Genomic DNA, 12,641 nt, shown 5'->3' with positions numbered 1-12,641 from the left:
GCTCACGCCGGCCCGGGTCCCGCGCCGCGCTGCTTGTACAGACTGATGGCGACCGTGCGGTCGTCGGCGACCGACGAGTCGACCTTGCCGGCCAGTGCGGAGAGCACCGTCCAGGCGAACGTGTCACGCTCCGGCGCCCGGCCGTCGGTCGTGGGCGCGGAGACCGTCACCTCCAGCGAGTCGTCGACGAGCCGGAACACACAGCTCAGGACGGACCCCGGGACGGCCTGCTGCAGCAGGATCGCGCACGCCTCGTCCACCGCGATCCGCAGGTCCTCGATCTCGTCGAGGGTGAAGTCCAAGCGCGCTGCGAGGCCGGCGGTGGCCGTTCGCAGTACGGACAGGTAGGCACCCGCAGCGGGCAGCCGGACTTCCACGAAGTCCTGGGTCCCGGGCTCGCCTGCAATATGGGACACCCTCACCTCCAAGGTGGCACAAGCTCTTTCCGGGCCGGGGGCAGAGGCCCCGCGGCCGTGCGTTACGCGGTCGGTCACGCAGCCAGGTCTGGCCTGGCGACGCTATCGCGATCCATGGTGCCGTGTCGCCAGGACCCCCATGCCGACGGGTGTCACTCAATGTAAGCCTATGAGTACGCACAGTGGCTAGAGGTCTGCGCCGCCCAATTGAGCGGGGTCGGCGGATGGTTGACGTACCCAGGCGTCAGACGATCGAACCGTCGACGAAGCACCACCGCCACACCTGTCCCGGCTCGAAACTGCGCATCACCGCGTGCCCCGTGTCGCGGAAGTGCCCGCTCGCGTGCCGCATCGGCGAGGAGTCGCAGCAGCCCACGTGTCCACAGACCAGGCAGAGTCTCAGCTGGACCGGGTGACTGCCGACGGCCAGGCATTCCGGACACGTGTCCGTCAGCGGCGCCGGTTCGGGGCGCGGCAGTTCTGCTACGTGGGGGCACTCGCTCATGATTGCCAGATTACGACGGGGACGACGGACGTGAGGTCGGTGTGATGGAAGCATTGCCGCTGGTCGGGCTGATCGCCGTGAGCGCGGCGGTGGCCGGAGCGGCCCGGAGGACACCGGTCCCCGCGCCGCTGCTGCTCGTGGCGGCCGGGCTGGCCGCCTCGTACGTGCCGGGCGTTCCCGACTTCCACCTCGACCCGCACATCGTGCTGCCGCTGGTTTTGCCGCCGCTGCTGCACCTGGCCGCGCTGGACAGCTCGTACCTCGACCTGCGGGCCAACATCCGTCCCGTCGCGCTGCTGTCCGTGGGCTATGTCCTGTTCGCGACGGTGGCGGTCGGCGGACTCGCCTACCTGCTGGTGCCCGATCTGCCCCTGCCGACGGCCCTGGTGCTCGGTGCGGTGATCGCGCCGCCGGACGCCGTCGCCGCGACGGCCATCGCGCGCAGGCTCGGTCTGCCCAGCCGGATCACCACGATCCTCCAAGGTGAATCCTTGGTGAACGACGCCACCGCGATCACCGCCTTCAAGGTCGCCCTCGCGGCCGCGATCGGAGCCGGCACCAGCTGGGGCGAAGGGCTGGCGGAGTTCGCGCTGGCCTCCGTCGGCGGGGTCGGTGTCGGTCTGGCGCTGATGGTCCCGATCCACTGGCTGCGCACGCACCTGAAGGACGCGCTGCTGCAGAACATCCTGTCGCTGCTCATCCCGTTCATCGCCTACGCCGCCGCCGAGCAGGTCCACGCCTCAGGGGTCCTGGCCGTGGTCGTCGTCGCGCTCTACCTGGGCCACCACGCGTTCCAGGTCGACTTCGCGACCCGGCTCCAGGAGGAGGCCGTCTGGAAGATGGTGGCGTTCGTCCTGGAGTCCACCGTCTTCGCGCTGATCGGGCTGCAACTGGCGATCGTGGTGGGGGAACTGGGCGACTACGGCGTAGGGGAGTCCCTCTGGTACGCGGCAGGGGTCTTCCTCGCCGTCGTGGTGGTGCGCTTCGTCTGGGTCTATCCGGCGACGTTCCTGCCGCGCATGCTGTCCCGACGGATCAGGGAACGCGAGCCGGACACCAACTGGACGGCGCCGCTGATCGTCGGCTGGGCGGGCATGCGCGGTGTCGTCTCGCTCGCGATCGCCTTCTCGATCCCGCTGACGATGTCGGACGGATCGGATTTCCCGGCCCGCAACCTGGTTCTGTTCCTCACCTTCACCACCGTGATCGGAACGCTGGTGGTGCAGGGACTGACGCTGCCGCCGCTGATCCGTGCGCTGAAGATCCCCGGCCGCGACGTCCAGGCGGAGACCCTGGCGGAGGCGCAGGCGCAGAGCCAGGCGTCCGCGGCGGCGGAGCGGCGGCTGGAGGAACTGCTCGCGGACGAGCACAACAGGCTCCCGGAACCCTTGGAGCAGCGGCTGCGCGCGGTGCTGGAGCGCCGCAGGAACTCGGTGTGGGAGAGACTCGGTTCGGTGGACGAGACGACCGGCGAATCGGCCGACGACACCTACCGCCGGCTCGCGAGGGAAATGATCGCGGCGGAACGGGAGGTGTTCGTGGAGCTGAGGAACCGGCGGGTCATCGACGACGAGATGCTCCGCAAACTGCTGCGCAGGCTCGACCTGGAGGAAGCGGCCGCCTACCGGGAGGAAACCGCCTGAGCCGTCACCCGGCGACGCCGGTCCCCCGGCCGTCCTCCTGTCCGGTGACGACGGCCGCGACCGTCGTGCCGGGCGGGAAGGCCCCTTCCGCGGCGAGTTCCACGAGTCCGCTGAGCAGCTTGGCGACGTAGACGCGCTCCACGGGAAGCCCGTGGCGTGCACCGAACCCGGCCGCGAACGCCTCGAGTTCAGGAGTGGTACGGGCGTACCCGCCGAAGTGGGAACGCTCGTCCAGGGACCAGTTGCCGGTGGGGCCGCCGAAGGCCTCCTCCTGGAGGGCGCGTACCGCGGCGCCGAGGAACCCGCCCTTCACCACCGGGAAGCCGATGGCCCGCTGGCCGTCGCCGAGTCCGGCCGCCAGCCCGGCGAGGGTGCCGCCGGTGCCGCAGGCGACGGCCACCACGTCGGCGAGGCCGCGCAGCTCGCGGCCGAGTGCGGCGCAGCCGGCCGCGGCCGCTGCGTTGCTGCCGCCCTCGGGAACCACGTACACGTCGTCCGTCGCCGCCGTCCGGAGGATCCGGGCGAGTGTCCCCGGGTCGTCCTTGGCGCGATAGGTGGCGCGGTCGACGAACAGCAGGCGCATGCCGTCCGCCGCGCAACGGGCCAGGGACGGGTTCAGCGGGCGGCCGGCGAGCTCGTCACCGCGGACGACGCCGATCGTGCGGAAGCCGAGCAGCCGGCCCGCGGCGGCCGTGGCACGCAGATGGTTGGAGTACGCCCCGCCGAAGGTCAGCACCGGCCGGCCCGCCGCGGCCCGGAGGTTCGGGGCCAGCTTCCGCCACTTGTTGCCCGGCAGGTCCGGGTGGATCAAATCGTCCCGCTTGAGGAGCAGCCGCACACCGTGCCGGGAGAAGCGCTCGTCCTCGACCGGCTGCAGCGGTGACGGCAGGCAGGGCCGCAGCGCTGCTACCGGATCGGACGAGGTTCTTTCGGACATGAACCCATTCTGGCCGGATGTGCGAACCGGTCCGGCTACTGCCCCGGTCAACGGTGTTCCAGTCACACTCATTTGTGTAATGGCGTACTTACACACCGCGATGAGAGGCTCGAGGGCGCAGGTCAGAACATGATCGAGAGGGAGTCTCATGACGGTTGGTTCGGTTGGTTCCGTCGGCGAGGGCATTCGCGACCAGGCACCCCAACAGAGTCTCGGTACCGCTGCCGCACGGAATCTCGCGACCACCACCAAGTCCGTCCCGCAGATGCAGGAGATCACCTCCCGGTGGCTGCTGCGCATGCTGCCGTGGGTGCAGGTGCAGGGCGGTACGTACCGGGTGAACCGCCGCCTCAGCTACTCGGTCGGGGACGGCCGGGTGACGTTCGTCCAGACCGGCAACCGTGTGGCCGTGATCCCCGCCGAGCTGGGGGAGCTGCCGGCGCTGCGGGACTTCGACGACGAGGCGGCGCTGACGGAGCTGGCGCAGCGGTGCGAGCAGCGTGAGTTCGCGGCGGGAGAGGTGCTGGCGACCGGCGGCCAGGCGGCGGACCGGATCTTCCTGCTGGCGCACGGCAGGGTGGAGAAGGTGGGGGAGGGCCCCTACGGGGACGAGGCGGTCGTCGAAGTCCTCGCCGACGGCGCGTACTTCGGCGACCATTCGCTGGTGGACCGGGAAGCGGTCTGGCAGTACACCGCCCGCGCCGCGACCGCGTGCACGGTCCTCGTGCTGACGAGGGACGACGTGCTCAACCTGGCGGACCGGGCGGAATCGCTGCGCTCGCATCTGGCGAGTCTGGCGGCGCTGCCCCACCAGCGCACCAACAAGTACGGCGAAGCGGCGATCGACCTGTCGGCCGGCCACGTCGGCGAGGCGGTCGTGCCGCACACCTACGTGGACTACGACGCCGCGCCGCGGGAGTACGAGCTGAGCGTCGCCCAGACGGTGCTGAAGGTGCACAGTCGCGTCGCGGACCTCTACAACCAGCCGATGAACCAGACGGAACAGCAGTTGCGGCTGACCGTGGAGGCGCTGCGCGAGCGGCAGGAGCACGAGCTCATCAACAACCGTGAGTTCGGCCTCCTGAACAACTGCGACTACGGGCAGCGGCTGCAGCCGCACGACGGTGTGCCGAGCCCGGACGACATGGACGAACTGCTCTCACGGCGGCGGGGCTCGAAGCTCTTCCTCGCCCATCCGCGAGCCATCGCCGCCTTCGGGCGCGAGTGCAACAGGCACGGACTGGTGCCCGACAGCGTGGAGGTGGCGGGCCACCATGTGCCCGCCTGGCGCGGCGTGCCGATCTTCCCGTGCAACAAGATCCCCGTCACCGAGGCCCGGACGACGTCGATCATCTGCATGCGTACCGGCGAGGACGAGCAGGGCGTCATCGGTCTCCAGCAGAGCGGCATCCCGGACGAGATCGAGCCGAGTCTGTCGGTCCGCTTCATGGGCATCGACGAGCAGGCGATCATCTCCTACCTGGTCACGGCCTACTACTCGGCGGCCGTGCTCGTCCCGGACGCGCTCGGCGTCCTGGAGAACGTCGAGGTGAGCCGTTGGCGGTGACCTGCCCAGGGACGACGTGACCTTCGGGGGCGCGGTGCGCTCGCCGCGCCCCCGCCCGCGAGGAGCAGCCACACCGGGAAAGGAACGCCAGTTGATCATGCCGGACACCGTCGACGGCCGAGAGGCCGTCGCCCTCCTCGAACGCACCCGTAGTGCGGTAGATCCCGAACTCCGCTCAGCCATCGCGTCGCTGCCCGGTTCCATGCGCCGGATCGCCATGTACCACTTCGGCTGGGAGCGGTCCGACGGCACCCCGGCCGCCGGTTCCACCGGCAAGGCCGTCAGGCCGGCGCTGGTGCTCGCCGCGTGCCGGGCGCTGGGCGGCGACCCGCGGCAGGCCGTGCGGGCGGCCGCCGCGGTGGAGCTCGCGCACAACTTCACCCTGCTGCACGACGACGTGATCGACGAGGACCCGACGCGCAGGCACCGGCCCACGGCGTGGAGCGTCTTCGGCACCGCCGACGCCATCATCGCCGGGGACGCGATGTCGGCGCTCGCGCTGCGGCTGCTGGCGGAGGACCGGCACGCGGCGTCCGTCCCCGCGTCGGTGCGGCTGGCGGCCTGCGTCATCGAGCTGTGTGCCGGCCAGCAGGCCGACTGCGCCTTCGAGGAACGTCCGCCGCTCGAGGTCACCCTGGAGGAGTGCCTCGCCATGGCGACAGCCAAGACCGGGGCCCTGCTCGGCTGCGCCTGTGCCCTCGGTGCGCTGTACGCGGGCGCGAACGAGGAGCAGGCCGCGGCGATGGACGCCTTCGGGAGAGAGGCCGGACTGGCGTTCCAGCTCATCGACGACCTCATCGGGATCTGGGGCGACCCGGAGCAGACGGGCAAACCGGCCGGCGCGGATCTCGCGGCGCACAAGAAGTCCCTGCCGGTGGTCGCCGCGCTGGCCTCCGGCACCGCGGCGGCGGCCGAGCTTGCCGAGTTGTACCGGGGGCCGATGAGCGCCTCGGCGATCCGCCGCGCCGCCGACGCGGTGGAAAGGGCCGGTGGGCGGGACTGGGCCCAGATGCACGCCGGTGACCGGATGTCACGGGCGGTCGGTCAGCTGTCCCGAGCCGTCCCGGACCTGGCCGCGGCGGGCGATCTGCTCTCCCTGGCCGAGTTCGTCACCCGCCGCAACCACTGATCCGCTCAACAGCGCCGGCGAGCGTGACTGCAGCTGAAGCACTGTGATTGAAGTGGTGCGGGCTGCGGATCCGACCGGGTCCGGGCGTGTGCCCGGCCGTCGGCGGTCTTTGCGGTGTCCGACGATCAGAGGGCCGGTCTGCCGAAGTTCAGCTACTTCATCGCTGTGTCCATCGACGGGCTTCACCGGCAGCCCGGGGAGGAGAGGCCCCGGTGCCCCCTTCCGGGTGCCGGCCTTCTCGCCGGAGTCCGTGCGGGCCTCGGGCAACGGTGTGGTCGTGAGGCAGGGCGACGGGAAGGGCTGCCCGCAGGGGCTGACGCAAGGCTGCGCTGTCCGAGCCGCCCATACCGACATATTCTGTCCGCATGGGCAGCAAAGGACGTGAAGTACCGCGGACGAGTCACGACCCGAAGCAGGTGTGCGCCGCGTGCGGGCAACCGGTGGAGTCGGTGGTGAAGCGGCACAAGACGCTGGGCACGTACGTCCCGTTGTGGGAGCCGGGTCCCTGCCGCAATCCCGACTGTCCGCTCTACGTCCCACCGGAGGGCGGGGCGAAGTCCGACCCGGGCGGGCCGGACGCCTCCGGCGGCGTGAGCCGGCCGGAGGAGCCGGGCGGGCCGGGTGCCTCCGAAGGATCCGCGGCGGGACCGTCCGGAGAAGCGCCCGACGACGCCGCCGGCCGGGAGGCCGGCACATCCTGAGGGGCACCTGCGGCGCGGCCCGCTCGGCCCTACCGCTACAGTCCGCGCATGTCATCGGAGTCTACGGAAGCCTGGGCGGGCTGGTACCGCGACCGGCAGGGCGCGGAATCGGTCACCATATCGGCGAGCGGCGGCCAACTGCGCACATCCATCAGAGGCGTTGTGTACGAGGGGGCCACCTTCGCCACCCTCAGGGCGGTGGGGGCGTCCCAGGTGCTGGCCTCCTGCGTCCTGGAATGGGACATGCCCCTGCCCGTCCACGCGGACGGCACGGTCCAGCAGGCGACCCTCAGCTGTCTGCTGACACTGGGTGAGCCCACAGGAGGAGTGCCGCCCCTCGACCGGTCGGACCTCAATCTGACGCTGCACTACGGCGGTGCGGCCTACGAAGCGGGTGTCGCGGACGGGGACTTCGACGACGCGCTCGGCAGCATCCGCCGCCAACTGCCGCCCGGCGCCGAGCTCGGCCGGCGCGAACCGGCCCAGGCCTGACCACCACCAGGTCGCGGCTGACGCGAGAGGGCGCCCCGCCGTGCACTGCGGGGCGCCCTTCCCTGTGGCCGGGTCGGGTCAGGAGACCTTGGCGATCGCGGCCGCGAGCCCGTTCGCCCAGAGCTGGTTCACGCGGGAGCGTTCCGCCGAGTTCGGGTAGGCGTTCTGGCACGAGGTGCCGGGGCCGCCGCCCGACATCAGCTCGCTGCACGGACCCGAGTAGTGGTCCGGCAGCCCGAGCACGTGCCCGGTCTCATGGGCCGTGACGCGGGTGGAGTTGTACTGCTGGTTCTGCCGGTAGTCCAGGAAGATGTAGCCGCGGCCGTGCCCGTCGGTGCTCGCGTACGAGCCGCGTGAGTCGTTGCCCTCGTAGTAGGCGAAGTCGGCGCCCGAGCCCTCGACGAGCCGGACGTTGCTGACCGAGCCGTTCCAGATCTGGGTGCTGCGCGCTATCTGGGTGCGGAAGCTGGGCGCGTTGCTCGCGTTGTAGACGACGGTCACGGCCTGCGCGCCGGGGTTCGCCGCGCGCTTCTCCGCGACCGACTTCACCACGGCGTCGAAGAAGGCCCTGGTCGCCTTCGCGTCCTCGGCGGAGCCTTCGTACGCGGCGTACGAGGCCGAGGAGGATGTCACCGCGGCCGCAGGGGAGTTGGCGGCGGTGGCGGGCACGGTGCCGAGGACGGCGGCGAGGCCCAGACCGACGACGGCGGAGAATAACGTTCTGGTGTGACGCATGGGGGGCTCCTACTCGTTCGATGAACGACGTTCGGTAGCCGAAGTCTCGGGCAGGCGCACCGCCGCGCGGATGATGCCAGGAGGGGATAGCGCCGGCGCATCACCCACTCCGCAGCAGCCTGTCCCGATCCGCCCGTCCTGCCCCGACTACGGTGTCTGGTGTGGCAGTTGGTGCAGCTCTACGCTCGGGAGCATGGAGCTCGAGGTGAGGCACCTGCGTGCGCTGTGCGCCATAGCCGACACCGGCAGCCTGCACAAAGCCGCCCGGCAGCTCGGTGTCAGCCAGCCGTCCCTGACGACGCAACTGCGACGCATCGAGAACTTTCTGGGCGCGGCGCTCTTCTCACGGGAGCGCACCGGCTGCCGGCCGACCCCGCTCGGCCGTTCCGTGCTGAGCCGGGCACGGCCGCTCGTCGCGGAGATGGGCGCACTCGTCGTGGAGGCGAAGGCCGCCGCGGCCGGTGAGGGCGGTCCGCTGCTGCGCATCGGGTCGACCGCCAGCCGGGCGCTCGCCGGCTGGCTGCGCCGCCTGCGTGACCGGCTGCCGGGCACCGACATCTCGCTCCATATGGACGTGTCCGCCAATGCCCTGCTGCGGATGGTCGCCGCCGGCCAGCTCGACGTCGCCTTCGTGCACGAGGTGGAGGGGTGCCCGTTGCTGGTGCCGGACGGACTGCGCGCGCGGGTACTCGTGGAGCGGGAGCCCCAGTTCGTCTCTCTGGCGCGGGACCACCCCGCCGCGGCCGGCCCCGTCGTGGACCTCGCCGACCTGGCCCATGACCGCTGGATGGTCGACCCGACGGTGGACGGGGAGTGGGACGGGTTGCGGCGGGTACTGGGCGCGGCCGGTATCGATCCGCCCGTCCTGCACGGGGACTACCACACGGCCGCCTCCTTGATCGCGGTCGGAGAGGTCGTCGCCCCCTGCCAGCCGACCTCCATGCCCCGCGAGGACATGGCCGTCCGCCCGCTCCGCGGCGACCCGCTCGCCGTCCGCCTGCTGCTCTTCTCCAGACCCGGGCCCTCGGGCGAGCTGTACGAGTCGGTGTACGCGGATCTGACCGCCGCCTACCGCGAGGCGGCCCTGCGGGCGGCCGCCTACAGGCAATGGCTGCTCCGCCACAAGAGCCCCCTGCTGCACCAGGCGGAACCGGCCCCGCTGCCCGCGGCCTGACAGCCCGCGGGCGGACCAAGGGGGAAGCACGTGACCGGTCAGGCCATCAGCCGGCCCTGACCGGCGGGCAGCTCCGGCCGCGGGCGTAGAGGGTCACCTGAGCACCCTTCACCCGGGTGCGGGAGCATTCGTGGAAGTGGGAGCGCAGGACGTCGCGTTTGACCGCCTCCTGCGGCACGGTGTCCTCCGGCTGGCCCGGCGGGTCGCTCAGCACCACGATCCGGTCCATCGACAGCATGCGGGTGCGGATCTCGGTAGCGGGGAACTCCACGCCTTGGAGGGACGCGGAGGCCTGTGGGGCGGTTCGGAGCGCGAGGTCGACGAGGCCGTCGTACTCCTCCGGGTACGAAAGCCTCCACTCGCGCCGGCGTGAGGGCGCGAAGACGACCCCGTCGCCGGGGGCGGAGACGCGCCGGACCTCCTCGGCGACGGCCGTCACGTCGTCCTTCCTGCTGTCGGGGTTCCGCATCTGAAGCGTCACCGGAGTGAGCGCGAGCACGACCGCGAGAGCCGTCGCCGCCAGGGCCGCGGTGCGGGGAAGCCGGGCGCGGAGCGGACCACGGTGGGAGACGGCGGTGACGAGCGCGCTGATCGACGTGCCGACGAGCAGGGCGAAGCCGATGTCGGTGAAGAGGACGTAGCGGTCCACGTACAAGGGCTCGTGGAGTGCCGACAGCAGTAGTACGGCCGTCGGGAGCACCGTCAGGGGCAGGGCGAGACGCGGCACGAGGACGGGTCTGCGGCCGGGGACGGGGTACCGCGCGCAGAGCGCGGCCACCAGGGCCACGCCCGTGATCTCCAGCCACTCCCTGGGCTTCGGACCGCTGATCCACGACACCTGGCCGGACTGGCCCGCGCTGAGCAGGACCAGCGGTACCAGGCCGGCGGCCACGGCGGCCGCCGCCACCGCCCATGCGCGCCGGACGGGCCGGTCCGCGCGGGAAGCGAGCACGGTGATGCCGTGCGCGGGCAGCGCCAGTACGGCGAACTCGTGGAGCCAGCTCGCGGCGAGCAGGGAGAGCCAGTAGAGGATCCACAGTCGCCGGGACGGTTCGGTCAGGCAGCGCAGGAGCAGATACGTGCCGAGTGCGACCAGCGCACAGACGAGCGCGTAGGAGCGCCCCTCCTGGGCGTACATCTGCACTTCGGGGGTGAGCGCGAAGACCGCGCCGCTCGACAGGCCCGCCCTGCGCCCGGCGAGGCGGCACCCGGTCAGTCCCACCAGCCCGGCGGCCACGGCCACGGCCAGCACGGACGGCAGCCGGAGCGTGACGAGACCGCCGTCCCAGAGGGCGAAGAGGCCGTGCATCAGGACGTAGTAGAGGCCATGGACGGCATCGGCGTTCTGCAGGAGCGCCCAGATCTCCGGGAGGCTCCGGTGCGCGACCTGGTAGGTGACGGACTCGTCGCGCCACATCGTGCCCTGCCGGGTGATGCCCCACAGCCCGAGGACCAGGGCGAGGGCGGCGGGGGCGAGGAAGGAGTGCACGCGGCCGGACCGGTCCGCCGGTGCGGGCTGTCCCCCGACCGGGGCGGACATCCCGGCCGGAGCGCCGGTCGGGATGTCCTCTGCCGTGGCCTGTTCCCGAAGCTCGATGGCTCCTCCTCGCGACGCCGCAACCACTGGGACCGGAGGCGGTACGTCCATTTGCCGCCTCATACGGCCGCACCCGGCCCGCGGGACTCCGGATGAGGAGCCCCGCGGGCCGGGTGCGGGAAGCTGACGCGAGGTCAGGCCTTCTTGGTCTCCCAGAAGATCTTGTCGATCTGGGCGATGTGATCGAGGGCCTTCTGGCCGGTCGCCGGGTCCGTGGACGCCTTGGCGGCGGACAGCGCCTTCAGGGTGTCGTTGATGAGCTGGTGCAGCTCCGGGTACTTCTCGAAGTGCGGCGGCTTGAAGTAGTCGCTCCAGAGCACCGAGACGTGGTGCTTGGCGAGCTCCGCGCGCTGCTCCTTGATGACCGTGGCACGGGCGCGGAAGTGCGGGTCCTCGTTGGCCTGGTACTTCTCCTGGACGGCCTTGACCGACTCCGCCTCGATGCGGGCCTGGGCCGGGTCGTAGACACCGCAAGGCAGGTCGCAGTGGGCGCTGACCTTCACCTTGGGGGCAAACAGGCGGGAGAGCATTGAGCTGTCCTTCCTCGTGATCGTCTTCTCAGGTGGGACATTACTCCGTGAGGGACCCGTTTTGGCGGGTGCCCCTTGGGCTTAGGTCAAAAGTCCGGGGTCCGTGCCGGGCCGGTGGCCGAACATACAGTGGGAGTCGGAGGTGGCTGATGACCGAGCAGGGGCGGGAGCCGAGGGCCCGGTTCGGGGTCGCCGAGGTGACCGGGCCGTCGATGGTTCCGACGCTGGTCCACGGGGACCAGCTGCTGGTCGACTACCGGGCCTCGCTGCGGGTCGGCGACGTTGCGGTGCTCCGCCATCCGCTGCAGCAGGACCTGCTCATCGTCAAGCGGCTGGCCGAACGGCGCGACGGGGGATGGTGGGTGCTCGGCGACAACCCCGGCGCCGACGGCGACAGCCGTGTCTTCGGGTGGTGCCGCCCGAGCTGCTGCTCGGCCGGGTGCGCAGCCGCTTCCGTCCCCTCGCCCGGGATCAGCGGTCCGTGACGGGGCCGTCTCCTGGCTGCTATCCGCGGTGCGGCCGGTGGGACCCGACCGCTCGCTCTCCAGACGCTTGCGCGCCCGGTAGGCGGCCACGTTGGCCCGGGTCGCGCAGCGGTCGGAGCAGTAGCGGCGCGAGCGGTTCGTGGACGTGTCCAGGTAGGCGTTGCGGCAGGGCGCGGCCTGGCAGAGCCCGAGGCGGTCGACGCCGTACTCGGTCAGATGGAACGCCAGTCCCATCGCGGCGATCGCGGCATAGCCCGCGGTCGCGTTCGAAGGGTGGTCGGCGAGGTGCATGTGCCACTTGGGGCGGCCGTCCTCGTCCCGGTGGTCGTGCCCGGAGATCTGCGGGCTGACGGGGAACTCCAGCAGCAGCGAGTTGAGCAGGTCGACCGCCTGGGTCTCCTCACCCGCGTCGGCCGCGGCGAAGACCGCGCGCAGCCGGCCCCGTACCGAGCGGAAACGGGTGACGTCCGAGTCGTGGGCGCGGCGGGCGGCCTGGGACGACGCGCCGAAGAGCTCGCGGACGGCCTCGACCGAGGTGAGGGAGTCCTTGCCGCGAGCCGGCTCCTCGGTGTTGACCAGCCGCACGGCGTAGTCCGAGTAATAGGCCAATTCCACTTGTAGTCCTTACAGCGGCGTTCTAGGGTGAGGGTAACGGCTGCTTATCAATCGAGGGTATTACGGACGGGAGGCTTCCGTGGGCGGGACGGACAAGGGCACGGCGGCGGGCACC

12 protein-coding genes and 2 pseudogenes are annotated in these 12,641 nt (G+C 71.3%); 7 read left to right on the top strand and 7 right to left on the bottom strand.

What is annotated here, in order from left to right; translation table 11 throughout:
* Positions 1-2: 2 nt before the first annotated feature.
* The gene (locus tag GLX30_RS12495; protein WP_005312080.1) at positions 3-416 is read right to left on the bottom strand and encodes a hypothetical protein; all 414 of its coding nucleotides are present in this window, start codon (positions 414-416) and stop codon (positions 3-5) included.
* Between the two features lie 244 nt (positions 417-660).
* Positions 661-921: a UBP-type zinc finger domain-containing protein gene (locus GLX30_RS12490; RefSeq protein ID WP_159687418.1), complete on the bottom strand. Its 261-nt coding sequence runs from the start codon at positions 919-921 to the stop codon at positions 661-663.
* A 44-nt stretch (positions 922-965) separates the two neighbouring features.
* Between GLX30_RS12490 and GLX30_RS12485 the strand changes: the two genes are divergently transcribed.
* The gene (locus tag GLX30_RS12485; protein WP_159687414.1) at positions 966-2,564 is read left to right on the top strand and encodes a Na+/H+ antiporter; all 1,599 of its coding nucleotides are present in this window, start codon (positions 966-968) and stop codon (positions 2,562-2,564) included.
* Positions 2,565-2,568: 4 nt separating this feature from the next.
* Here the strand turns inward: GLX30_RS12485 and GLX30_RS12480 are convergent, their stop codons facing one another.
* Entirely contained in the window at positions 2,569-3,501 is a 933-nt protein-coding gene (locus GLX30_RS12480; RefSeq protein ID WP_159687411.1) for a pyridoxal-phosphate dependent enzyme, read from the bottom strand.
* Positions 3,502-3,649: 148 nt separating this feature from the next.
* Between GLX30_RS12480 and GLX30_RS12475 the strand changes: the two genes are divergently transcribed.
* The 4 genes from GLX30_RS12475 (at position 3,650) to GLX30_RS12460 (ending at position 7,390) form a co-directional block, all read left to right on the top strand.
* Complete coding sequence (locus tag GLX30_RS12475) at positions 3,650-5,068, top strand: family 2B encapsulin nanocompartment shell protein (RefSeq protein ID WP_159687407.1); 1,419 nt, start codon at positions 3,650-3,652, stop codon at positions 5,066-5,068.
* 97 nt (positions 5,069-5,165) lie between these two features.
* Entirely contained in the window at positions 5,166-6,197 is a 1,032-nt protein-coding gene (locus tag GLX30_RS12470; RefSeq protein WP_159687404.1) for a family 2 encapsulin nanocompartment cargo protein polyprenyl transferase, read from the top strand.
* A 365-nt stretch (positions 6,198-6,562) separates the two neighbouring features.
* Positions 6,563-6,898: a hypothetical protein gene (locus GLX30_RS12465; RefSeq protein WP_159687400.1), complete on the top strand. Its 336-nt coding sequence runs from the start codon at positions 6,563-6,565 to the stop codon at positions 6,896-6,898.
* Between the two features lie 48 nt (positions 6,899-6,946).
* A complete protein-coding gene (locus tag GLX30_RS12460) occupies positions 6,947-7,390 on the top strand; it encodes a DUF6304 family protein (RefSeq protein WP_159687396.1) in 444 nt (147 codons plus the stop codon).
* Positions 7,391-7,468: 78 nt separating this feature from the next.
* On the opposite strand, the gene snpA is transcribed toward GLX30_RS12460, so the two are convergent.
* Positions 7,469-8,125, bottom strand: a complete 657-nt coding sequence (snpA, locus tag GLX30_RS12455) for a snapalysin (protein ID WP_159687393.1) — start codon at positions 8,123-8,125, stop codon at positions 7,469-7,471.
* Between the two features lie 193 nt (positions 8,126-8,318).
* Here snpA and GLX30_RS12450 point away from each other — a divergent pair, with 193 nt between their 5' ends.
* A complete protein-coding gene (locus GLX30_RS12450; RefSeq protein WP_159687386.1) occupies positions 8,319-9,299 on the top strand; it encodes a LysR family transcriptional regulator in 981 nt (326 codons plus the stop codon).
* A 46-nt stretch (positions 9,300-9,345) separates the two neighbouring features.
* On the opposite strand, the gene GLX30_RS12445 is transcribed toward GLX30_RS12450, so the two are convergent.
* Entirely contained in the window at positions 9,346-10,947 is a 1,602-nt protein-coding gene (locus GLX30_RS12445) for a glycosyltransferase family 39 protein (protein WP_244258128.1), read from the bottom strand.
* Between the two features lie 83 nt (positions 10,948-11,030).
* Positions 11,031-11,426: a superoxide dismutase, Ni gene (sodN, locus tag GLX30_RS12440; RefSeq protein WP_159687380.1), complete on the bottom strand. Its 396-nt coding sequence runs from the start codon at positions 11,424-11,426 to the stop codon at positions 11,031-11,033.
* Positions 11,427-11,575: 149 nt separating this feature from the next.
* Here sodN and sodX point away from each other — a divergent pair.
* A pseudogene (gene sodX, locus GLX30_RS12435) lies at positions 11,576-11,993 on the top strand (nickel-type superoxide dismutase maturation protease).
* On the opposite strand, the pseudogene GLX30_RS12430 reads toward sodX, so the two are convergent.
* Positions 11,918-12,526 (bottom strand): annotated as a pseudogene (locus tag GLX30_RS12430) (CGNR zinc finger domain-containing protein); the annotation flags it as partial. The pseudogenes sodX and GLX30_RS12430 sit on opposite strands and share 76 nt — an antisense overlap.
* Positions 12,527-12,641: the final 115 nt, after the last annotated feature.

This window comes from Streptomyces sp. Tu 2975, from assembly GCF_009832925.1.
GTDB lineage: Bacteria > Actinomycetota > Actinomycetes > Streptomycetales > Streptomycetaceae > Streptomyces.
The sequence above is the reverse complement of the archived record's forward strand: the minus strand, read 5'-3'. Positions and strand labels throughout refer to the sequence as shown.

Coding starts and splice junctions, on each gene's coding strand:
- GLX30_RS12490 (WP_159687418.1), bottom strand. CDS start 921: ATGAGCGAGTGCCCCCACGTAGCAGAACTGCCGCGCCCCGAACCGGCG.
- GLX30_RS12485 (WP_159687414.1), top strand. CDS start 966: ATGGAAGCATTGCCGCTGGTCGGGCTGATCGCCGTGAGCGCGGCGGTG.
- GLX30_RS12480 (WP_159687411.1), bottom strand. CDS start 3,501: ATGTCCGAAAGAACCTCGTCCGATCCGGTAGCAGCGCTGCGGCCCTGC.
- GLX30_RS12475 (WP_159687407.1), top strand. CDS start 3,650: ATGACGGTTGGTTCGGTTGGTTCCGTCGGCGAGGGCATTCGCGACCAG.
- GLX30_RS12470 (WP_159687404.1), top strand. CDS start 5,166: ATGCCGGACACCGTCGACGGCCGAGAGGCCGTCGCCCTCCTCGAACGC.
- GLX30_RS12465 (WP_159687400.1), top strand. CDS start 6,563: ATGGGCAGCAAAGGACGTGAAGTACCGCGGACGAGTCACGACCCGAAG.
- GLX30_RS12460 (WP_159687396.1), top strand. CDS start 6,947: ATGTCATCGGAGTCTACGGAAGCCTGGGCGGGCTGGTACCGCGACCGG.
- snpA (WP_159687393.1), bottom strand. CDS start 8,125: ATGCGTCACACCAGAACGTTATTCTCCGCCGTCGTCGGTCTGGGCCTC.
- GLX30_RS12450 (WP_159687386.1), top strand. CDS start 8,319: ATGGAGCTCGAGGTGAGGCACCTGCGTGCGCTGTGCGCCATAGCCGAC.
- GLX30_RS12445 (WP_244258128.1), bottom strand. CDS start 10,947: ATGGACGTACCGCCTCCGGTCCCAGTGGTTGCGGCGTCGCGAGGAGGA.
- sodN (WP_159687380.1), bottom strand. CDS start 11,426: ATGCTCTCCCGCCTGTTTGCCCCCAAGGTGAAGGTCAGCGCCCACTGC.